This is a genomic window from Streptomyces sp. ALI-76-A (assembly GCF_030287445.1).
Classification (GTDB): Bacteria; Actinomycetota; Actinomycetes; order Streptomycetales; family Streptomycetaceae; genus Streptomyces.
In genome coordinates, this window is record NZ_JASVWB010000002.1 from 2,009,224 (window position 1) to 2,030,338 (window position 21,115).

19 protein-coding genes are annotated in these 21,115 nt (G+C 71.3%); 3 read left to right on the forward strand and 16 right to left on the reverse strand.

Annotated features, from left to right (window positions below):
* Positions 1-158 precede the first annotated feature (158 nt).
* The 14 genes from QQS16_RS09960 to pgsA all read right to left on the reverse strand — a co-directional run bounded on the left by QQS16_RS09960 (position 159) and on the right by pgsA (position 13,274).
* Positions 159-698, reverse strand: a complete 540-nt coding sequence (locus QQS16_RS09960) for an adenine phosphoribosyltransferase (protein ID WP_286061264.1) — start codon at positions 696-698, stop codon at positions 159-161.
* Positions 695-1,816 carry a protein translocase subunit SecF gene (gene secF, locus QQS16_RS09965; RefSeq protein ID WP_286061265.1) on the reverse strand — a complete coding sequence of 374 codons (1,122 nt, stop codon included), beginning with the start codon at positions 1,814-1,816 and terminating at the stop codon, positions 695-697. Before secF ends, QQS16_RS09960 begins: the two co-directional genes overlap by 4 nt.
* Before the next feature lie 3 nt (positions 1,817-1,819).
* Positions 1,820-3,592 (reverse strand): protein translocase subunit SecD, encoded by a 1,773-nt coding sequence (gene secD / locus QQS16_RS09970; RefSeq protein WP_286061266.1) that lies wholly within the window; start codon positions 3,590-3,592, stop codon positions 1,820-1,822.
* Between the two features lie 133 nt (positions 3,593-3,725).
* Positions 3,726-4,244 (reverse strand): preprotein translocase subunit YajC, encoded by a 519-nt coding sequence (yajC, locus tag QQS16_RS09975; protein WP_286061267.1) that lies wholly within the window; start codon positions 4,242-4,244, stop codon positions 3,726-3,728.
* A 175-nt stretch (positions 4,245-4,419) separates the two neighbouring features.
* On the reverse strand, positions 4,420-5,490 hold the full coding sequence (ruvB, locus tag QQS16_RS09980; RefSeq protein ID WP_286061268.1) for a Holliday junction branch migration DNA helicase RuvB: 1,071 nt from the start codon (positions 5,488-5,490) through the stop codon (positions 4,420-4,422).
* A 25-nt stretch (positions 5,491-5,515) separates the two neighbouring features.
* Positions 5,516-6,121, reverse strand: a complete 606-nt coding sequence (gene ruvA, locus QQS16_RS09985) for a Holliday junction branch migration protein RuvA (protein ID WP_286061269.1) — start codon at positions 6,119-6,121, stop codon at positions 5,516-5,518.
* Positions 6,118-6,648 carry a crossover junction endodeoxyribonuclease RuvC gene (gene ruvC / locus QQS16_RS09990; RefSeq protein ID WP_286061270.1) on the reverse strand — a complete coding sequence of 177 codons (531 nt, stop codon included), beginning with the start codon at positions 6,646-6,648 and terminating at the stop codon, positions 6,118-6,120. The genes ruvA and ruvC overlap by 4 nt, the downstream gene beginning before the upstream one ends.
* A 138-nt stretch (positions 6,649-6,786) precedes the next feature.
* Positions 6,787-7,539 carry a YebC/PmpR family DNA-binding transcriptional regulator gene (locus QQS16_RS09995; protein ID WP_286061271.1) on the reverse strand — a complete coding sequence of 251 codons (753 nt, stop codon included), beginning with the start codon at positions 7,537-7,539 and terminating at the stop codon, positions 6,787-6,789.
* 48 nt (positions 7,540-7,587) lie between these two features.
* Entirely contained in the window at positions 7,588-8,196 is a 609-nt protein-coding gene (pdxT, locus tag QQS16_RS10000; RefSeq protein ID WP_286061272.1) for a pyridoxal 5'-phosphate synthase glutaminase subunit PdxT, read from the reverse strand.
* A 25-nt stretch (positions 8,197-8,221) separates the two neighbouring features.
* The gene (gene pdxS, locus QQS16_RS10005; RefSeq protein ID WP_286061273.1) at positions 8,222-9,133 is read right to left on the reverse strand and encodes a pyridoxal 5'-phosphate synthase lyase subunit PdxS; all 912 of its coding nucleotides are present in this window, start codon (positions 9,131-9,133) and stop codon (positions 8,222-8,224) included.
* A 111-nt stretch (positions 9,134-9,244) separates the two neighbouring features.
* Positions 9,245-9,787, reverse strand: a complete 543-nt coding sequence (locus QQS16_RS10010; RefSeq protein WP_286061274.1) for a hypothetical protein — start codon at positions 9,785-9,787, stop codon at positions 9,245-9,247.
* 534 nt (positions 9,788-10,321) lie between these two features.
* Entirely contained in the window at positions 10,322-11,488 is a 1,167-nt protein-coding gene (locus QQS16_RS10015; RefSeq protein WP_286061275.1) for a glycosyltransferase family 4 protein, read from the reverse strand.
* Complete coding sequence (locus QQS16_RS10020) at positions 11,485-12,522, reverse strand: phosphatidylinositol mannoside acyltransferase (protein ID WP_286061276.1); 1,038 nt, start codon at positions 12,520-12,522, stop codon at positions 11,485-11,487. Before QQS16_RS10020 ends, QQS16_RS10015 begins: the two co-directional genes overlap by 4 nt.
* Positions 12,519-13,274, reverse strand: coding sequence for a phosphatidylinositol phosphate synthase (gene pgsA / locus QQS16_RS10025; RefSeq protein WP_286061277.1), 756 nt, complete (start codon positions 13,272-13,274; stop codon positions 12,519-12,521). Before pgsA ends, QQS16_RS10020 begins: the two co-directional genes overlap by 4 nt.
* A 379-nt stretch (positions 13,275-13,653) precedes the next feature.
* On the opposite strand from pgsA, the gene QQS16_RS10030 reads away from it, so the two are divergent.
* Both QQS16_RS10030 and QQS16_RS10035 read left to right on the forward strand, forming a co-directional pair.
* Complete coding sequence (locus tag QQS16_RS10030; protein WP_286061278.1) at positions 13,654-15,852, forward strand: elongation factor G-like protein EF-G2; 2,199 nt, start codon at positions 13,654-13,656, stop codon at positions 15,850-15,852.
* A gap of 205 nt (positions 15,853-16,057) precedes the next feature.
* Positions 16,058-17,716 carry an AbeC-like domain-containing protein gene (locus QQS16_RS10035; RefSeq protein WP_286061279.1) on the forward strand — a complete coding sequence of 553 codons (1,659 nt, stop codon included), beginning with the start codon at positions 16,058-16,060 and terminating at the stop codon, positions 17,714-17,716.
* Between the two features lie 45 nt (positions 17,717-17,761).
* On the opposite strand, the gene QQS16_RS10040 is transcribed toward QQS16_RS10035, so the two are convergent.
* A complete protein-coding gene (locus QQS16_RS10040) occupies positions 17,762-18,322 on the reverse strand; it encodes an HIT family protein (protein ID WP_286061280.1) in 561 nt (186 codons plus the stop codon).
* Positions 18,323-18,401: 79 nt separating this feature from the next.
* On the opposite strand from QQS16_RS10040, the gene QQS16_RS10045 reads away from it, so the two are divergent.
* Positions 18,402-19,058, forward strand: a complete 657-nt coding sequence (locus tag QQS16_RS10045; RefSeq protein WP_286066276.1) for a potassium channel family protein — start codon at positions 18,402-18,404, stop codon at positions 19,056-19,058.
* Positions 19,059-19,086: 28 nt separating this feature from the next.
* On the opposite strand, the gene thrS is transcribed toward QQS16_RS10045, so the two are convergent.
* Entirely contained in the window at positions 19,087-21,063 is a 1,977-nt protein-coding gene (gene thrS, locus QQS16_RS10050; protein ID WP_286061281.1) for a threonine--tRNA ligase, read from the reverse strand.
* Positions 21,064-21,115 lie beyond the last annotated feature (52 nt).

Here is a 21,115-nt window from a genome sequence, read left to right on the forward strand (position 1 = left end):
TCAGGCTCCGGAAACCCCATGGTAGCGATCCTGCGCTCCAGGATCGCCTTCGGCCACTGTGAGGGCCGTCTACTTGTGCGACGCGAGGGGCGGACGCCGGATTCCTCCGGGCCCGCCCCCTGTGGTTCTCACGGTGGTCGCGTGGCGTCCACCTGCGCTCAGACCGTGAGCAGCGCCTCCAGCGGGGCGCCGGCCAGGGCCGGCTCCAGGCGCCCTCGGCCGCCCAGGAAACCCAGCTCCATCAGGACGGCGAGGCCCGCGACCTCGGCGCCCGCGCGACGGACGAGCTGGATCGACGCCTCGGCGGTGCCGCCGGTGGCGAGGACGTCGTCGACGATCAGCACGCGGTCGTCGGCGCTCAGGTCCTCGGCGTGCACCTCGATCTCGGCGGAGCCGTACTCCAGGTCGTACGCCTGGCTGAGCGTCGCTCCGGGGAGCTTGCCCGCCTTGCGTACGGGGATGAAGCCGAGGCCCGCGCGGACCGCGACCGGGGCGCCCAGGATGAAGCCGCGCGCCTCCAGGCCGACGATCTTCGTGGCGCCGGTGTCCGCGGCGATCCGGGCGAGGGCGTCGGTGAGGGCGGTGAACGCCGACGGGTCCGCCAGGAGCGGGGTGATGTCCTTGAACATCACACCCGGCTCCGGGTAGTCGGCCACGTCACGGATCCGGCTGAGCAGCAGTTCCTCGATGCCGGTCATCGGCGCTTCCCCGAGGGCCGGCCGCGGCCGCGGTTGCGGGAGGCCGGCTGGTTGCGGGGGCCGACGACCGCGGGGGCCGCGTCCTCGGGCTCGTCGTCGTACGGCTCGTCGTCAGTGACCGGGGCGTCCAGGGACTCGCCCTTCGCGGCGGCCTGGGCCCGCTTGGCCTGGACGCGCTTCCTCAGCGCCTTCATCTGCGGCTCGAGTTCCTTGAGGTCGGCGACGAGCGGCGTGGCGATGAAGATCGAGGAGTAAGCGCCGGCCGCGAGACCGACGAACAGCGACAGCGAGATGTCGTTCAGCATGCCCGCGCCGAGGACACCGCCACCGATGAACAGCAGACCCGCCACCGGCAGCAGCGCCACCACGGTGGTGTTGATGGAGCGGACCAGGGTGCTGTTGATCGACCGGTTGGCGACGTCGCTGTAGGTCCAGCGGGTCTGTTTGGTGATGTCCCTGGTCTGTTCCTTGAGGCTGTCGAAGACGACGACCGTGTCGTAGAGCGAGTAACCGAGGATCGTCAGCAGACCGATCACCGTGCCGGGCGTGACCTCGAACCCGACGAGGGCGTAGATGCCGACCGTGATGGTGATGTCGTGGATCAGCGCGACGAACGCGGCGATCGCCATGCGCCATTCGAAGGCGATCGCCAGGTAGATCACGACGAGGACCAGGAAGATGCCGAGACCCTGCCAGGCCTTGTTGGCGATCTGGTCACCCCAGCTGGGACCGATCAGGTCGGCGTTGATGTTCTCCGCGTCGACCTTCAGGTCCTGGGCGAGGTCTTCCTTGATCTGGTTGGACGTGCCGGTGTCGATGCCGGCGATCTGGATGCGCAGGCTGCCGTTGCCGAGTTTCTGCACGATGGCGTCGTGGCCGGACGCCTCCTCCGCGTACGTCTCGGCCTGGGAGACCGAGACGGCCGTGTCCTTCGGGGTGGTGAAGACGGCGCCGCCCTGGAAGTCGATGCCCATGTTCAGGCCGCGCACCGCCAGGCCGACGATGGCCGTGATGGTGATCAGGATGGAGACGCCGTACCAGATCTTGCGGTTCTTGACGAAGTCGTAGCCGACCTCGCCACGGTGCAGTCGGGCGCCGAGGTTGCCGAGCTTCGACATCTCTCACGCCTCCTTCGGGTCGACAGGGCCAGCGGCGGAATGGGCGGGACGGGGCGTGCGACGCAGCGGCGGCTTGGCGCCCAGGCTCTTGGGATCCAGGCCCGACCACTTGTGACCGCTCGCGAAGAACCTGCGGCGGGCCATCAGCGTCAGCAGCGGCTTGGTGAAGAGGAAGACGACCACCACGTCGAGCACGGTGGTCAGGCCCAGCGTGAACGCGAAGCCCTGCACCTTGCCGACGGTGACGATGAAGAGCACCGCCGCGGCGAGGAACGACACGAAGTCGGAGACCAGGATGGTGCGCCGGGCACGCGGCCAGGCCCGCTCGACGGCGGGACGCAGCGAGCGGCCCTCGCGGATCTCGTCCCGGACGCGTTCGAAGTACACGATGAACGAGTCCGCGGTGATACCGATCGCGACGATGGCGCCGCACACGGCCGGCAGGTTCAGCGCGAAGCCGATGGCCGGACCGAGCAGCGCCATGATCACGTAGGTCAGGGCCGCGGAGACCAGCAGCGAGGCGATGGCGATGAACGACAGCCCGCGGTAGTAGACCAGCAGGTACAGGACCACCAGGGCGAGGCCGATGGCGCCGGCGATCAGGCCGGCCTGCAACTGCTCACCACCCAGGGCGGCGGTCACCGTGGTGACGCTCTCCTCCCGGAAGGTCAGCGGCAGGGCACCGTACGACAGCATGTTGGAGAGGCTCTGCGCCTCCTCCTGGGTGAAGCTGCCGGAGATCTCCGCGTTGCCGCCGGTCAGCGCCTGACTGACGCGCGGGTCGGAGACGACCTCGCCGTCGAGGACGATCGCGAACTGGTTCTGCGGCGGCTGGTTCTGCGCCAGCGTGCCGGTGATGTCGGCGAACTTCTTGCCGCCCTTGTCCGTGAAGTCCATGTTCACGGTCCAGCCGGCGGCGGTCGTCGTGTTGAAGACGGCCTGCGCCTTGTCGACATCGGTGCCGTCGACCGCGGCCGGGCCCAGGATGTACTTCTGCCACTGGCCCTGCGCGTTCTGGCCGCAGGCCACCGTGGCTTCGGTGGGCTTGGTGCCCTTGCCCGCGGCGGCGCGGTCCGTCGGCTTGGTGCAGTCCAGTGCGGCGTACTGCTCCTCGAGCTTGCCGCTCGCGTCACCGCCGGCGGACGGGCTGCCGCTCGGGGAGGGGGACGCGGAGCCGCTCGCGGAGCCCGAGGCTCCGGCGGACGGCGTGGCGTCGGCCGTCAGGGCGCCGGTGACCGCGCGGCCCTGCGCGGAGGCGCTCGCCGACGGGGTGGCGGAGTTGGAGGGGGACGACGACGAGGTCGCCTCGTCCGGGCCCGACGGGCTGCCGGACGCGCTCGGCGAAGGGCTGGCCGGGGCGGCGGCGCCGGAGACCTCGGTGGCGACGACCGGCCGGAAGTACAGCTTGGCGGTGGTGCCGACCTGGTCCTGGGCCTCCTTGGAGTTCGTGCCCTTGGGGATGTTGACGATGATGTTCGCCTCACCCTGGGTCTGAACTTCGGCCTCCGAGACACCAAGACCGTTGACCCGGCGGTTCATGATCTCGACCGCGGTGTCCATGTTGGTCTTGTTGATCGCGGATTCCTGGCCGGGCTCGCTGACCGCCTTCAGCGTGATGCTCGTACCACCGGCGAGGTCGATGCCGAGCCGCGGGGTGGTGTGCCCGGACAGGAACATCCCTCCGGTGAGCGCCACGATGACGATCAGGATGAAGGCCAGCGAGCGCCCCGGCTTGCTCTGGGCGCTCGCGTTCCGGCCCCTCTTAGGTGCTGCCACCTTCTCGTACTCCCTCTCGGGCCGCCTCGCGCCGGGTCGGCGGGCGGACGGCCATCACATGGTGTCGGGACTCCGTGCGGACTGCGCAGGGTCCGGGGGCGCGTGGAGCAGGCCCACGCGCCTCGGAGTGCGGCTACTTCGCCCCGGAGTCGCCGTCGGTCTTCTTCGGCTCCTCGTCCGTCTTCGCCTCGGCGGCCTCGATGGTGGCCGGGACGTCGGCGGGCTCCTCGACCGTGTCCTTCTTGCCGAGGTCGACGGGCTTGTCGTCGGAGGCGGCGGCGTCAGCGGCGGCCCCGTCGGTCTCGTCGCTCTCGGTGAGGGAGGAGGCGTCGTCCGGGACGACGTCGGAGTCGGACTTCAGGTCGTGCTCGACGCCGTGGACGATGCGGTTGTACTCGTCGTCCGACAGGACGGCGCCGATCGCGTTCTTCGCGAAGACGAGTTCGACGCCGGGACCGGCGTCGACGAGGACCGTGTCCTCGTTGACCTCCTTCACCGTCGCGTACATGCCCCCGATGGTGCGGATGCCGCTGCCGGGCTGCATTTCGTTCCGCATCTGCGCGGCCTGCTGCTGCTTCTTCTTGGCCGAGCGGGTCATCAGGAACATGGCCCCGATGAGCACGATGAACGGGAGGAGGGTCACGAGACTCACGGGTCGGTACTTCCTTCACGCGACCGCGATGGTGAGCGGCCTGATGGTTGGGGGTTTGTGCACCGCCGACAAGGGCGGCATCGGCGGAGTCTAAGCGAGTCCGCGCGCAGGGAACAACGCTCAGCATGGCACCGGGGTTCCTGCTCCGGCCAATGCGCGCGCCGTCACGCCGCCGTCACGCCCCGAACAGGTCCTGTTGTCCGTTTCCGGTGGCCGCCGAGCGGGGCGGGGTGAGGCCGAGATGCGCCCACGCGGCGGGGGTGGCCACCCGGCCGCGCGGCGTGCGGGCGAGCAGGCCCTCCCGGACGAGGAAGGGCTCGGCCACCTCCTCGACGGTCTCGCGCTCCTCCCCCACCGCGACGGCGAGCGTGGACAGCCCGACCGGGCCGCCGCCGAACAGCTTGAGCAGGGCCTCCAGGACACCGCGGTCGAGGCGGTCGAGGCCGCGGGCGTCGACTTCGTAGACCTTGAGGGCGGCCGCCGCGATGTCGCGCGTGATGATCCCGTCGGCCTTGACCTGGGCGTAGTCGCGGACGCGGCGCAGCAGACGGTTGGCGATGCGGGGCGTGCCGCGGGAACGGCCGGCGATCTCGGCGGCGCCCTCGGTCCCGATCTCCACGTCGAGCAGGTGGGCCGAGCGGTGGATGACCCGTTCCAGTTCGGCGGGCTCGTAGAACTCCATGTGCGCGGTGAAGCCGAAACGGTCGCGCAGCGGGGGCGGCAGCAGGCCCGCCCGCGTGGTGGCGCCGACCAGGGTGAAGGGCGGCAGTTCGAGGGGGATGGCGGTGGCGCCGGGGCCCTTGCCGACGATCACGTCGACGCGGAAGTCCTCCATCGCCATGTAGAGCATCTCCTCGGCGGGCCGGGACATGCGGTGGATCTCGTCGAGGAAGAGGACCTCGCCCTCCTGGAGGGAGGAGAGGATCGCGGCGAGGTCGCCGGCGTGCTGGATGGCGGGACCGCTGGTGATGCGGATCGGGGCGTTCATCTCGGCCGCGATGATCATCGACAGGGTGGTCTTGCCGAGGCCGGGGGCACCGGAGAGCAGGACGTGGTCGGCGGTGGCGCCCCGCGCGCGGGCGGCGCGCAGGACGAGGTCGAGCTGCTCGCGGACCTTCTCCTGGCCGATGAACTCGTCCAGGTCCTTGGGGCGCAGGGCGGCCTCGACGGCCTGGTCCTCACCGCCGGCGGCGGAGTCCACCAGCCGCTCGGCGGCGGTGCCGTCGGTCGTGTCGTCCCAGTTCATGGAGTGTGCCTCGGGATCTCGTGGTTCAGCGAGCTCGGTTCAGGGTCTGCAGGGCCGCCTTCAGCAGCTGGCCCACCTGGGGCGTGCCCTCGGCGGCCTCGGCCTGGGGGGCCACGGCGGACACGGCCTCGTCGGCCTCCCGGGTCGCGTACCCGAGGCCGATCAGGGCGGCGTGCAGCTGGTCGCGCCAGCCGGTGCTGATCGCCGTGCCCATCGCGGGAGGGCCGAGCGGCTCGCCGAGCCGGTCCTTCAGCTCCAGCAGCAGCTTCTGCGCGCCTCGCTTCCCGATGCCCGGCACGGCGGTCAGCGCCTTCTCGTCGCCGGTGGCGACGGCACGGCGCAGGGCGTCCGGGGTGTGGACCGCCAGCATGGCCTGGGCCAGACGCGGGCCGACTCCGCTCGCGGTCTGCAGCAGCTGGAAGGTCTGCCGTTCGTCGTCGTCCGCGAAGCCGTACAGGGTCAGGGAGTCCTCCCGTACGACGAGGGAGGTGGCGAGCTTGGCGGGCTGGCCGACGCGGAGCGTGGACAGCGTGTTCGGTGTGCACTGGACGGCCATGCCGACACCGCCGACCTCGATCACCGCGGCGTCGGGGGCGAGTGCGGCGACCTTGCCGCTGACGAAGGCGATCATGCCGTACGGCCTTTCGATGCGTGCAGGGCGACGGCCTGCTGGAGTCGGTTCTGGGCGGGGGCGCGCCAGATGTGGCAGATGGCGAGCGCGAGGGCGTCGGCGGCGTCGGCCGGCTTGGGGGGCGCGTCCAGCCGCAGCAGCCGGGTGACCATGGCGCCGACCTGTGCCTTGTCGGCGCGCCCGCTGCCGGTGACGGCGGCCTTGACCTCGCTGGGCGTGTGCAGGGCGACGGGGATGCCACGCCGGGCGGCGCACAGCATGGCGACGGCGCTGGCCTGCGCGGTGCCCATCACGGTCCGTACGTTGTGCTGGCTGAACACCCGCTCCACGGCGACGGCTTCGGGCCGGTGCTCGTCCAGCCACTGTTCGATGCCCTGCTCGATCGCGACGAGGCGGCGCCCCAGCTCGGCGTCCGCCGACGTCCGTACGACACCGACGCCGAGCATGGTGAGCGGCCGGCCCGCGACCCCGTCGACCACGCCGACTCCGCACCGCGTGAGTCCGGGGTCGACGCCCAGTACCCGCACTCCAGCCCCCTTCTTCGATCGCCAGTTTGTGCAGGCTATCGGGTGCCACCGACAACGGCCGCACGCGGCGCCGGGCAGAGCGACGGGCCGACGGGTGTGTCCCGTCGGCCCGTTGGTCCCGTGCGGCTCGCCGCGGCCCTACGCGTCGACCTTCTCCATGATCTCGTCGCTGACGTCGAAGTTGGCGAAGACGTTCTGCACGTCGTCGCTGTCCTCGAGCGCGTCGATCAGCTTGAAGATCTTCTTGGCGCCCTCCTCGTCCAGCTCGACCTGCATGGTCGGGACGAAGTTGGCGTCGGCGGAGTCGTAGTCGATGCCGGCGTCCTGGAGGGCGGTGCGCACCGCGACCAGGTCGGTGGCCTCGGAGAGGATCTCGAAGGACTCCCCCAGGTCGTTGACCTCCTCCGCGCCCGCGTCCAGCACGGCGCCCAGGACGTCGTCCTCGCTCAGGTCGCCCTTGGGGACGATGACGACACCCTTGCGGTGGAAGAGGTACGACACCGAGCCCGGGTCGGCCATGGAGCCGCCGTTGCGGGTCATGGCGACGCGGACGTCGGAGGCGGCGCGGTTGCGGTTGTCGGTGAGGCACTCGATGAGCACCGCGACACCGTTCGGACCGTAGCCCTCGTACATGATGGTCTCGTAGTCGGCGCCACCCGCCTCGAGGCCGCCGCCGCGCTTGATCGCCGAGTCGATGTTCTTGTTCGGGACCGACGACTTCTTCGCCTTCTGCACGGCGTCGTACAGCGTCGGATTGCCGTCCAGGTCCACGCCGCCCATGCGCGCCGCGACCTCGATGTTCTTGATCAGCTTCGCGAAGAGCTTGCCGCGCTTGGCGTCGATCACGGCCTTCTTGTGCTTCGTCGTGGCCCATTTAGAGTGGCCGGACATCTGCCTGTCTCCTTCGCGTAACCCATCTCCGTACGAACGGCAGAGATCCTACAAGGACTCCGCTGTCCGGTTGGCGCGTACCAGGTCGACGAACAGGGAGTGCACGCGGTGGTCGCCGGTGAGTTCCGGGTGGAACGACGTGGCGAGCGCGTTGCCCTGGCGGACCGCGACGATGTGGCCGTCGTGCTCGGCGAGCACCTCGGCCCCGGCGCCCACGGACTCGACCCAGGGGGCGCGGATGAACACGCCCTCCACAGGATCCCCCGGGACGCCCTTCACGTCGACCGTCGCTTCGAAGGACTCGTTCTGGCGCCCGAAGGCGTTGCGGCGCACGATCATGTCGATGCCGCCGACCGTCTCCTGGCCCGAGCGCGGGTCGAGGATCTTGTCGGCGAGCATGATCATGCCGGCGCAGCTGCCGTAGACCGGCAGGCCGGAGCGCACCCGCGCGCGCAGGGGCTCCATCACGCCGAACAGGACGGCCAGCTTGGAGATGGTGGTGGACTCGCCGCCGGGGATGACCAGGCCGTCCACCTCGGCGAGTTCCTCGGGGCGCCGCACCGGCCTGGCCACGGCGTCGGCCGCGGCCAGGGCGATGAGGTGCTCCCGTACGTCGCCCTGGAGGGCCAGGACGCCTATGACAGGTGCGTCAGTCATGTGAGTGCGGTCCTCAGGGGGTGACTTACCAGCCACGGTTGGCGTAGCGCTCGGACTCGGGGAGGGTGTCGCAGTTGATGCCGACCATGGCCTCGCCGAGATTGCGCGACGCGTCCGCGATGATCTTCGGGTCGTCGTAGAAGGTGGTCGCCTTCACGATGGCGGCGGCGCGCTTGGCCGGGTCGCCGGACTTGAAGATGCCGGAGCCGACGAAGACGCCCTCGGCGCCGAGCTGGCGCATCAACGCGGCGTCGGCGGGGGTGGCGACGCCGCCGGCGGAGAACAGCACGACCGGGAGCTTGCCGAGTTCGGCGACCTCCTTGACGATCTCGTACGGGGCGCGCAGCTCCTTGGCGGCGGCGTACAGCTCGTTGTTGTCGTAGCCGCGCAGGCGGGCGATCTCGTTCTTGATCTGGCGCAGGTGGCGGACGGCCTCGACGACGTTGCCGGTGCCGGCCTCGCCCTTGGAGCGGATCATCGCGGCGCCCTCGGCGATCCGGCGCAGGGCCTCGCCCAGGTTGGTGGCACCGCAGACGAAGGGGGTGGTGAACGCCCACTTGTCGGAGTGGTTGACCTCGTCGGCCGGGGTCAGGACCTCGGACTCGTCGATGTAGTCGACGCCGAGGGACTGCAGGACCTGCGCCTCGACGAAGTGGCCGATGCGGGACTTGGCCATGACCGGGATCGAGACGGCCTCGATGATCTCTTCGATCATGGTGGGGTCGGACATCCGGGCCACGCCGCCGTCCTTGCGGATGTCGGCGGGCACGCGCTCCAGGGCCATGACGGCGACGGCGCCCGCGTCCTCGGCGATCTTCGCCTGTTCGGCGTTGACGACGTCCATGATCACGCCGCCCTTGAGCTGCTCGGCCATGCCGCGCTTCACGCGAGCGGTGCCGGTCTCGGGAGCCTGGTTGTCGGAAAGCGTGCTGGACACGGTGACCTCACTGAAGGGAAAGAGGGTTGCTGCACTCCGAGGAAACGGGAGGGGACCAGGCCACAGCAAGGGCCAATGAGGAGCCGGTGGCTCGTTTTCCGGCCGGGGCGCCTACCCGGCCCGGTCCACCAGGGCCGCGGGCGGCTCGTCGTCCATCTCGAACGCGAGCGGGAACGGCGCGTGTCCGGCCAGCCGGAACCAGCGCACCTTGCGGTGCCGGCGCAGCGCCCGGGCCGCGCGCACGGTGTCGTTGTGGAAGCGCCGGGCCATCGGTACCCGGCGTACCGCCTCGGTCAGCTCGCGGGCCGCCGACTCGCCCCCGGGTGCCTCGCGCACCACTTCCACCTGCTGGGTCTCGGCGAACACGGCCCGCAGCGCCTGGCTCAGCTCGCTCTCGGCGACCTCCCGTTGCTCCTCCTCGGCCTGGCGGGCGGCGTGCGCGGCCTCGTACAGGACGATCGACGCCGCCGGGTCGAGCACTCCGGAGGTGGCCAGTTCCTGGGCCACCGAGGCGCGGCGCAGCAACTGGGCGTCGAGTGCGGCGCGCGCCGCGTCGATCCGCGCGTGCAGCCGGTCGAGGCGGCCCGCGGTCCAGCTCAGGTAGAGACCGATCGCGCACAGGGCTACCGCGATCCAGATGAGTGTCGAAGTCACGGGGCGCAGGCTACCCGTGCGCCGCGGCACGTCCCGACCGGCCCGGAGCCCGGGGACGGGCGGGGGTGCGCGGCATGCGCGGGGCGCTGGACGAAGGGTGCCGTGGGCGGTCGACGGGGAGGTGCGCGTGCGGCGGTCGACGGGGAGGTGCGGCGTGCGGCGGTCGACGGGGAGGTGCGGCGTGCGCACGGTCCTGCTGGGCCCCGGCTACGCCCACGGCCACGACCACGGCGACCTGATGTGCGGCGCCCGCGTAGGGGCCGCGCGCAGGCCCCTCGGTGCCGGCGTCCGACGTCATGGGAAGACGCGGGGCCCGGGGCCGTCGGCCGAGGTCCACCCGAGCGAGCCCCAGGTCCCGGGCCAGCCCCGAACCAGTCGGAGGCGGCCCCCAGCCAGTCCGAGGCACCCCCCAGCCGGCCCCCGAGCCACCCCCGGGCCGGCCCCGAACCAGTCCGAGCCGGTACCCAGATCAGCCCCAGGCAGGCCCGCATCAGCCCCGGGCCGGCCCCCGCGTCAGCCCCGAGCCCGTCCGGGTCAGTCCCGTGCCAACCCCAGCCGCGCCCGCAGCCACGGTGTCCTGTCGTCGTCCGCGGCGACCGCCGCCGCCCCGGCCGTCACGGTCTCGTACACGGACAGGATGTCCGCGCCGACCGTCGACCAGTCGAAACGCCGCACGTGGGCGCTCCCCCGCGCGCGCAGCTCGGCCCGTCGCTCCGGGTCGCCCAGGAGTCGTACGGCGGCCCGGGCGAGCGCGTCGGCGTCCTCGTTGGCGAACAGCGCGCCCGCCGCGCCCTGGTCCAGTACCTGGGCGAAGGCGTCCAGGTCCGAGGCCAGCACGGGGGCGCCCGCCGACATCGCCTCGACCAGGATGATCCCGAAGCTCTCGCCCCCGGTGTTGGGGGCGACGTACAGGTCGACGCTGCGCAGGAAACGCGCCTTGTCCTCGTCGCTGACCATGCCGAGGAACTCCACGCGGGGGCGGAGCTCGGCGGGCAGCGACTCGACCGCCTCCTTCTCGTCCCCGCGTCCGGCGACCAGCAGCCGGGCTTCCGGACACTCGGCGAGGATCTTCGGCAGGGCCTTCATCAGCACCGGCAGGCCCTTGCGGGGCTCGTCGATGCGGCCCACGAAGCCGATGGTGCCGCCCTGCCACTCGGGCTTCGGCTCGGCCCGGGCGAAGAAGTCGACGTCGACACCGTTCGGGATCACCACCGCGTCCCCGCCGAGGTGCTCGACCAGCGTCCGGCGGGCGTACTCGCTCACGGCGATCCGGGCGCTGATCTTCTCCAGGGCGGCCTGGAGGATCGAGTACGCGGCGATCATGGCCCGGGAGCGCGGGTTGGAGGTGTGGAAGGTGGCCACGATCGGGCCCTGCGCGGCCCAGCAGGCCAGCAGGCCGAGGGACGGCGAGGCCGGTTCGTGGATGTGGATGACGTCGAACTCGCCGTCGTGCAGCCAGCGTCGCACCCGGGCCGCCGACAGGAAACCGAAGTTCAGCCGGGCCACCGAGCCGTTGTACGGCACCGGCACCGCGCGGCCGGCCGAGACGACGTACGGCGGCAGCGGGGTGTCGTCGTCGGCGGGGGCGAGGACGGACACCTCGTGGCCGAGGCGGAGGAAGTACTCGGCGAGGTCGCGGATGTGGAACTGGACGCCGCCCGGCACGTCCCAGGAGTACGGGCAGACGATGCCGATCCTCACGGGGTTCCCTTCCCGGGATCCGAGGGACGGGCCGAGGCGCCGGCGGAAGGCCCGGCGACAGGCCCGGCCGAGGGACCGCCGGTGGAACCGGCCGCAGGACCGCCCGCAGGACCGGCCGAGGGGTCCTTCCCGGAATCCGTCCCGGGGTCGAGATCAGCGAGCCACAAACGCTGCAGCATGTGCCAGTCCTCCGGGTGTTCGGCGATCCCTGCGGCGAAGGCGTCGGCCAGGGCCTGTGCCATCACAGACGTCTTCTCGGCCCGCGTACCTGTCCCGGGCACCTCGACCGGGGGATGCACCTGGCCCCGCATGATCCGCGGGCCGTCGTACCAGAGTGTCACCGGCAGCAGCAGCGCGCCGGTCTGCTGGGCGAGCAGGGCCGGGCCGGCCGGGATCCGGGTGGTCTCGCCGAAGAACGTGACCTCGACGCCGGAGCTCGACAGATCGCGTTCGGCGACCAGGCAGACCAGGCCGCCCTCACGCAGCCGCCGGGCCAGGGTGCCGAAGGCGGTGCCGCCGCTGTGCGGGAGCACCTCCATGCCGAGGCCCTCGCGGTAGGCCACGAAACGGTCGTACAGCGTCTCCGGCCGGAGGCGTTCGGCGACCGTCGTGAAGGGGATCTTCAGCTGGGTGGTGACCCAGGCTCCGGCGAGGTCCCAGTTGGCCATGTGCGGCAGCGCGAGGACGACGCCCCGGCCGGTCGCGAGGGCGTCGGTGAGGTGGTGCAGGTCCTTCGGCTCGAAGCCGGTCCGGATCCGCTCGGCGCTCCAGGCGGGCAGCCGGAACGACTCCATCCAGTAGCGCAGGTACGAACGCATGCCCGCGCGGGACAGTTCGGCGAGGCGCTCGGGGCTCGCGTCGGGCACCACGCGCGCGTAGTTGCTCTCCAGCCGCCGCACGCCCTTGCCGCGCTGCTTCCAGGTGAGGTCGGCGATGCTCCGGCCGAGGCGTACGGCGACCGGCTCGGGCAGCTTCTTGACCCCGCCCCAGCCGAGGCCGTACAGCGCGTCGGTGACCCGGTCCTGGGCGCTCACTTCGCCGCCTCACTCCCCCGGGTCCGAGGGGTCTCCTGGGTCTCCTGCTGCTCCTGAGCGGCCGCGGCCTCCGCCTCGGCGGACTCGCGGCGGACCGTGACGACCCGCTGGATCAGCGTGATCAGGCTGCCGACGGCCACGATCCACAGGGCGATCGGCAGCAGGTACTGGATCCCGGGCACGCCGAAGGTGTGCAGGCCCGAGAGCCCGGCCAGGACCAGGGCGATCACCAGGCGCTCGGCCCGCTCGACGAGCCCGTTCACGGCGACCGGCAGACCGATCGACTCGCCGCGGGCCTTGGTGTACGACACCACCTGCCCGCTCGCCAGACAGAAGATCGAGACCGCGCACAGGACGTTGTCGTCGCCGTTCCCGGCGTACCAGAGGGCGAAGCCGCCGAAGATCGCGCCGTCGGCGACCCGGTCGAGCGTGGAGTCCAGGAAGGCGCCCCAGCGGCTGGAGCGGCCGAGCTGGCGCGCCATGTTTCCGTCGATGAGGTCGGAGAACACGAAGAGCGTGATCACGACCGTGCCCCAGAAGAACACGCCCCTGGGGTAGAAGACCAGCGCCCCCGCGACCACACCGGCGGTGCCGATGAGCGTGACCGCGTCGGGGCTGACGCCCCGGCGGATGAGAAACGCGGCGAACGGTGTGAGGACACGCGTGAAGAATGCACGCGCGTACTTGTTCAGCATGGCCTTCCCGAGGGTCGGTGTGGCCGAGCGGCCCCTGCTGGCCACCGGCTGGCCCATCGTAGCCACGCGGGCGCGTGGGCGACGGACGGGCACCACCGGCCCGGGTCACGGGCGGGCGGCATCCAGGTCACGGCACGGTCGCGTCGCCCGCGCCGAGCGCTCCGGGACGGACGGCCCGGGGCCGAGCGCTCCGGCCTCCCCGCCCCGTCCACCGGAGCCGAGGCCTCCCGGCCACCGCCGCGCCCACCGAAGCCGGGCGCGCCCCGGCGCCGTCACGTCCGCCGTATGGACGCACCGTGGCGGGAGTGGAAAGCTCGAAGGACACCGCGGGCGTCGCCGGAGCCGCCACCGCTGGGGGTGCCCCCGGACGGAGTCCGGGAGAGGGTCCCGCGTGTCCGCGCCCACAGTGACCTCACCGTGCACGGGAGGCAAGGCCATGGGTGACAAGGCGAACGCACACCCCGGAGCCGCCGGCAGGGCAACAGCGGCCGACCACCCCGCGTCCGTACGGAATGTGGTGCTGGTCGGCCACTGCGGATCGGGCAAGACGACATTGGTGGAGGCTCTCGCGCTCACCGCGGGGGCCGTGAAACGGGCGGGCCGTGTGGAGGACGGCGGCACCGTCTCCGACTACGACGAGATCGAGCACCGGCAGCAGCGCTCGGTGCAGCTCTCCCTGGTGCCCGTCGAATGGGACGGGTACAAGATCAATATTCTCGACACCCCCGGATACGCCGACTTCGTCGGGGAGCTCAGGGCCGGTCTGCGAGCGGCGGACGCGGCCCTCTTCGTCGTCTCCGCGTCGGACGGGGTGGACGGCTCGACCCGCATGGTGTGGGAGGAGTGCGCCGCCGTCGGCATGCCGCGGGCGATCGTGGTGACGCACCTGGAGGCCGCCCGGGCGGACTTCGAGGAGATGACGCGGAACTGCGCGGAGGCCTTCGGCGGCGACGACCCCGACGCCGTCCTGCCGCTGTACCTGCCGCTGCGCGGCCCGCAGGCGCCGGACGGGCACGCGCCCGTGACCGGGCTGATCGGGCTGCTGTCGCAGAAGCTGTTCGACTACTCGACCGGGGAGCGCAAGGAGTCCGAGCCGGGCGAGGAGCAGCTGCCGCTGATCGAGGAGGCCCGCAACCGGCTGATCGAGGGGATCATCGCGGAGAGCGAGGACGAGACCCTCATGGACCGCTACCTCGGCGGTGAGCCGATCGACGTCAAGACGCTGATCGAGGACCTCGAACGGGCCGTCGCGCGCGGGGTGTTCTTCCCCGTCCTGGCCGCCGCTCCCGCCGCCGAGGGCGCCCGCACGGGCCTCGGCACGGTCGAGCTCCTGGAGCTGATCACCGGCGGCTTCCCGACACCGCTGGAGCGCCGGGCGCCCCGGGTGACCACCGTGGACGGCGCACCGCGCGAGCTGAAGCCGTGCGACAAGGACGGGCCGCTGGTCGCGGAGGTCGTCAAGACGTCGTCCGACCCGTACGTCGGCCGTGTCTCCCTGGTCCGGGTCTTCTCGGGCACGCTGCGCCCCGACGAGACGGTCCACGTCTCCGGGCACGGACTGGCCGACCGGGGCCACGAGGACCATGACGTCGACGAGCGGATCGGCGCCCTGTCCGCGCCGTTCGGCAAGCAGCAGCGGCCCCTCGCCCACTGCATCGCCGGCGATCTCGCGTGCGTGGCGAAGCTGAGCCGCGCGGAGACCGGGGACACGCTCTCGGCCAAGGACGACCCGCTGCTGATGGAGCCGTGGGAGATGCCGGACCCGCTGCTGCCGCTGGCCATCCAGGCGCACAGCAAGGCGGACGAGGACAAGCTCTCCCAGGGCCTGTCCCGGCTGGTCGCCGAGGACCCGACCATGCGGCTGGAGCAGAACCAGGACACCCACCAGGTCGTCCTGTGGTGCCTGGGCGAGGCGCACGCCGACGTCGCGCTGGAACGGCTGCGCAACCGGTACGGCGTCCAAGTCGACGTCGTACCGCACAGGGTCTCCCTGCGGGAGACGTTCGCCGCCAAGTCGGCGGGCCGCGGCCGCCATGTGAAGCAGTCCGGCGGGCACGGCCAGTACGCGATCTGCGAGATCGAGGTGGAGCCGCTGCCGGGCGGCTCGGGCATCGAGTTCGTGGACAAGGTCGTCGGCGGGGCGGTGCCGCGCCAGTTCATCCCCTCCGTCGAGAAGGGCGTGCGCAACCAGGCGGCCAAGGGCGTCGCGGCCGGCCATCCCCTGATCGACGTCCGGGTCACCCTGCTGGACGGCAAGGCGCACTCCGTGGACTCCTCCGACGCCGCCTTCCAGACGGCCGGCGCGCTGGCCCTGCGGGAGGCGGCGGCCGAGGCGAGGATCCACCTGCTGGAACCGGTCGCCGAGGTGAGCGTCCTGGTCGGCGACGAGTACGTGGGCGCCGTCATGAGCGACCTGTCCGGGCGGCGCGGCCGGGTGCTCGGCACGGAACAGATCAGTGGCGGACGGACATCGGTACGGGCCGAGGTGCCCGAGATCGAGATCGACCGGTACGCCGTCGACCTGCGCTCCCTGTCCCACGGCACGGCGCGCTTCAGCCGGACCTACGCGCGGCACGAGCCGATGCCCCCGCAGGTCGCCGAGAAGGTCCGGGAAAAGGCGGGCAGTGTCTCGTAGTCGACGCCGGGCGCCGCCCCGAGGGGCGGGCCCGGAGAGTTCCCCTCCGCGTCGGCGGGCGGCTCCGGCCGTCCGCCGACGGATGTGGGGGCGTCCGGGACCCGTGTCGCTGCCTGCGGATACGCTGATGACCTGATCAACAGGTGTGCGGAGCACGGAAGTCGGGAAGGCCGCAGGAGCAAGACTGTGGCGATCGGGGGCGGGAATGGCCGTTGACAGCGGTTACGCGGACTTCTTCGGTCCGCAGGTGCCGCGCACGGGCGACGAGGGCCAGACGGCGACGTACGCGCTGGCCTCGGCGGCCTATCGGGACAATCCGGTGGAGGAGATCCTCAAGGCCAACAACGAATGGCACGAATCGACTGTCACGGGCGGTCGCAGGTGGACACGGATCTTCCGCCCGAACCTGGGTGAGGCCTTCTCCGGGGCCGTGGTCGCCCGCATGCTGGGTGCCGGCCGCAAACCGCTCATCCAGTCCTTCGGCGCCGAGCCGCAGGTCGTGGTCGAGCACTGCCTCGCGGCGAACAACATCCGCCGGGACCGCGACAATCTGCTGACCATCGTCATGGTGCTGTGCGGGCTGCTGTTCCTGCCCGGGCTGCTGGTCTGGCTGCTGGTCTTCCAGATCCGCACCACGATGGCCAAGGTGGAGGGCAGGGCCAGTGCCTTCGGGACCGCGCTGCTCGTCGCGGTGGGCGCGCTGGCCGTGGTCTTCCTGGTCAAGACGCCGTTCACGGGTTTCTGGGCCTGGTACGGACGCGCGGCGGTGGTCATGCCCGTGGTCGGCTGGTTCTGGGCCAAGCAGATCTGCGAGCGCACCGCGGCGGACCTGCGGGGGCGCTGGGACAGCCTGCTCTCCGGCAGCAGCGTCGGAGCGAAGGTGCCCGAGGCGGTACCGAGCAGCCCCCGCGAGACCGCCGCCGAGCAACTGCGCCAGTCCCTGGCCAAGTTGGGCGCCGAGCAGCAGTCCAACTCGGTCTTCTACGCCGGCCCCAAGGGCATACTCGGCATGGGGACCCGCTGGGGCAGCTGGCAGCTCGCCGAGGACCTGGTGCCGGCCGACCCCACCCGCGAGATCCACCCCTTCCGCAGCTGGGACGTCATCCGCTCGATCCACGACCAGCTGCGGATGCTGGAGCGCGGTCCGCTGAACACCGGCGGTTTCCCGAAGCCGTCGATACGGCACTGGGTGGTCACGCCCGTCGCGGAGAACGCCAAGGCGGTGTCCCGGCCCGAGGGCACCGATGTCGACGCGTACCAGGTGAAGTCGCACGCCATACAGGACATCTGCAACAAGCAGCAGTTCGGCGCGGGCGACCGGCACTACCTGGGCGTGCAGTGGACGCTGTGGGACGGGCAGCTGGTGATCACCATGCTGATCACCGTGACCGTGCTGCACGAGACCCTGCGCATCGAGGTGACCGGGCACGCGCTGGGCCCGGTGCACGGCCTGTTCACCTCCAAGCCGGAAGCCCGGGAGAAGGAAGTCGCGAAGTCCCTGAGGTTCTGGGAGACCCGGAAGGTGAAGCTTCCGCTGGTCGACGCGGACGAGGTGGTACGGCTGGCGGCCCGGGCGCCGCTGACCTGGTACCCGCCGCTGCTCACCTGGCTCGGCGGCGGTCTGGTGCTCCCCGAGCCGTTCGGGCTGCGGCACGCCTGGGCGGACAAACCGTGGCGGCACCGCTTCATGGCCGACGACGCGCTGCGCGCCGCGACCCCGGTGCTGCGGGTGGTGCACTCGGCGGCGATCCGGGTCCTGCGGGACAACGGCGTGGACACCGAGAAGTTCGGCAACCGGTCGGCGTTCCTCAGTACGTCGGTGCAGGACGCGTCGCCGAGGAAGGCCGACCTGTACGACGCGTAGGCGCGAGGGGGCCGGGCCGTCCGGCTCCCTCCCCGCCGGAACCGATCAGGCCGTGGGCCAGGCGTCCGCCAGCATCTTGCGGGTGTCGGCCAGCAGTTGCGGCAGCACCCGGGTGTGGCCGACCACCGGCATGAAGTTCGTGTCGCCGCCCCAGCGCGGGACGATGTGCTGGTGCAGATGGGCCGCGATACCGGCGCCGGCCACCGAGCCCTGGTTCATGCCGATGTTGAAGCCGTGCGCGCCGGAGGCGGTGCGCAGGGCGGTCATCGCCTGCTTGGTCAGCAGCGCCAGCTCGGCCGTCTCGGCGTCCGTGAGGTCCGTGTAGTCGGCCACGTGACGGTAGGGCACGACCATCAGGTGGCCGCCGTTGTACGGGTACAGGTTGAGCACGCCGTAGACCTGCTCACCGCGCCGGACGATGAGCCCGTCCTCGTCCGATTTGGCCGGAATCGAGCAGAAGGGGCAGCCGTCGTCGGCACCCGGGCCGGTCGGCTTGTTCTCGCCCTGGATGTAGGCCATCCGATGGGGCGTCCACAGACGCTGGAACGCGTCCTGGGTCCCCACGCCCCACTGCTGCTCCGGCTCACTCGTCATGCAGTGCAGCATATGACTTCGCCCGTTCGCGCCGTGTCGCCGGGGTTCGCGGAAAACCGCCCCGGGCCAAGCTGGGCAGGTGGACGACGCGGTGGACGAGGACAGTCGCAGGACCCGCTGGGAACGCCGTACGGAAGGCCCGCTCGCCGTGGCGTCGCTGGTGTTCCTCGCGGCGTACGCGATCCGCGTGCTGACCGGTGATCCGCCCGACGGACTGCGTGCCCTCTGTCTCGGGCTGATCCTGGCCGCCTGGGCGCTGTTCGCCGTCGACTACGCGGTGCGCTGGCGGCTGAGCGGGCAGCGGCTGCGCTTCGTCCGGACGCACTGGCTGGACACCGTGGTGCTGATCCTCCCGCTGCTGCGGCCACTGCGGGTCGTCAAGGTGTACGAGGCCGTGCGGCGGCGGCACGGCCGGCCCCGTTTCGCGCTGCACGCGCGCGTGATGGTCTACGCCGGCCTGGCCACCGTCCTCCTCGGCTTCACGGGCGCCCTCGGCGTCTACCAGCAGGAGCACGCGGCACCGGACGCGACCGTGCGGACCTTCGGGGACGCCGTGTGGTGGACCTGCGCGACCCTCTCGACCGTCGGCTACGGCGACGTCGCCCCTGTCACCCCGGTCGGACGCCTGATCGCGGTCGGGGTGATGGCCATCGGACTGGCCCTGCTGGGCGCGGTGACCGGGACCTTCGCCTCCTGGCTGCTCCAGGTGTTCGCGCGGGAGGACGACGGAGGGCCCCCGGCGAGCTGACCTCGCCGGGGGCCTGACGGGCACCGGATCAGACCTGCGCCCGCTCCTCCACGACCTGCGCGATCTTCGCGATGGCCTCGTCGAACGGGATGCCGTTCTCCTGCGAGCCGTCGCGGTAACGGAAGGACACCGAACCGTTCGACATGTCCTCGTCGCCCGCGATGACCATGAAGGGCACCTTCTGCTTCTGGGCGTTGCGGATCTTCTTCTGCATCCGGTCCGAGGAGGAGTCGACCTCGACCCGCAGGCCCTTCTTCTTCGCCGCTGCGGCGAACTTCTCCAGGTACTCGACGTGCCCGTCGCCGATCGGGATGCCGACCGCCTGCACCGGCGCCAGCCACGCCGGGAACGCGCCCGCGTAGTGCTCCAGCAGCACCGCGAAGAACCGCTCGATGGAGCCGAACAGCGCGCGGTGGATCATGACCGGACGCTGCTTGGAGCCGTCGGGCGAGGTGTACTCCAGCTCGAACCGCTCCGGCAGGTTGAAGTCCAGCTGGATCGTCGACATCTGCCAGGTGCGGCCGATGGCGTCCTTGGTCTGGACGGAGATCTTCGGACCGTAGAAGGCGGCACCGCCCGGGTCCGGGACCAGCGGCAGGCCCTGCTTCTCGGCGACCTGGCGCAGCGTCTCCGTGGCCTCTTCCCAGGCGTCGTCGGAGCCGACGAACTTCTCCGGGTCCTTGGTGGACAGCTCCAGGTAGAAGTCGGTCAGGCCGTAGTCCCGCAGCAGACCGAGGACGAAGGTGAGCGTCTTGTCGAGCTCCTCGGCCATCTGCTCGCGCGTGCAGTAGATGTGCGCGTCGTCCTGGGTGAAGCCGCGGGCGCGGGTCAGGCCGTGCACGACGCCCGACTTCTCGTACCGGTACACGGTCCCGAACTCGAAGAGGCGCAACGGCAGTTCACGGTAGGACCGGCCGCGCGCGTCGAAGATCAGGTTGTGCATCGGGCAGTTCATGGGCTTGAGGTAGTAGTCCACGCCCTCGTCGAGCTGCATGGGCGGGTACATGCCGTCGGCGTACCAGTCCAGGTGGCCCGAGGTCTCGAAGAGCTTCCCCTTCGTCGCGTGCGGGGTGTAGACGAACTCGTAGCCCTCCTCCTCGTGGCGGCGGCGCGAGTAGTCCTCCATGACGCGGCGGACGACGCCGCCCTTGGGGTGGAAGACCGCGAGGCCGGAGCCGATCTGCTCCGGGATGGAGAACAGGTCCAGCTCGGAGCCCAGCTTGCGGTGGTCGCGCTTCTCGGCCTCGGCGAGGAAGTCGAGGTGCGCCTTCAGCTCGTCCTTGGTCGGCCAGGCGGTGCCGTAGATGCGCTGGAGCATCGGGTTCTTCTCGCTGCCGCGCCAGTAGGCGGCCGCGTTGCGCATCAGCTTGAACGCCGGGATGTTCCGGGTGCTGGGCAGGTGGGGACCGCGGCAGAGGTCCTTCCAGCACAGGTCGCCGGTCTTGGCGTCCAGGTTGTCGTAGATCGTCAGCTCGCCGGCGCCGACCTCGACGTCCGCGCCGTCGTCGGCGGAGGCCGCGCCCTTGATGCCGATGAGTTCCAGCTTGTACGGCTCGTCGGCCAGCTCCTCGCGGGCGGCCTCGTCGGTGACGACCCGGCGCGAGAAGCGCTGGCCGCGCTTCTGGATCTCCTGCATCTTCTTCTCGACGGCCTTGAGATCCTCGGGCGTGAACGGCTTCTCGACGTCGAAGTCGTAGTAGAAGCCGTCCTTGACCGGCGGGCCGATGCCCAGCTTGGCCTCGGGGAAGAGTTCCTGCACGGCCTGCGCCATCACGTGCGCGGTGGAGTGGCGCAGGATGTTGAGGCCGTCCTCGGAGGAGATCTCGACGCCCTCGACCTCCTCGCCCTCGGACAGGACGTAGGACAGGTCCCGGAGCTCGCCGCCCACACGCGCGGCGATGATCGAGCGCTCGCCGGCGAAGAGCTCGGCGGCCGTGGTGCCCGTCGTCACCACGCGCTCTTCCCGCTCGGAATCGCGTTGGATGATCACACGGACGTCTGACACCGGTCTCTCCTGACTGAAGGCGGATGCGGGCGCCGTACCGAGAGCGCGCGCA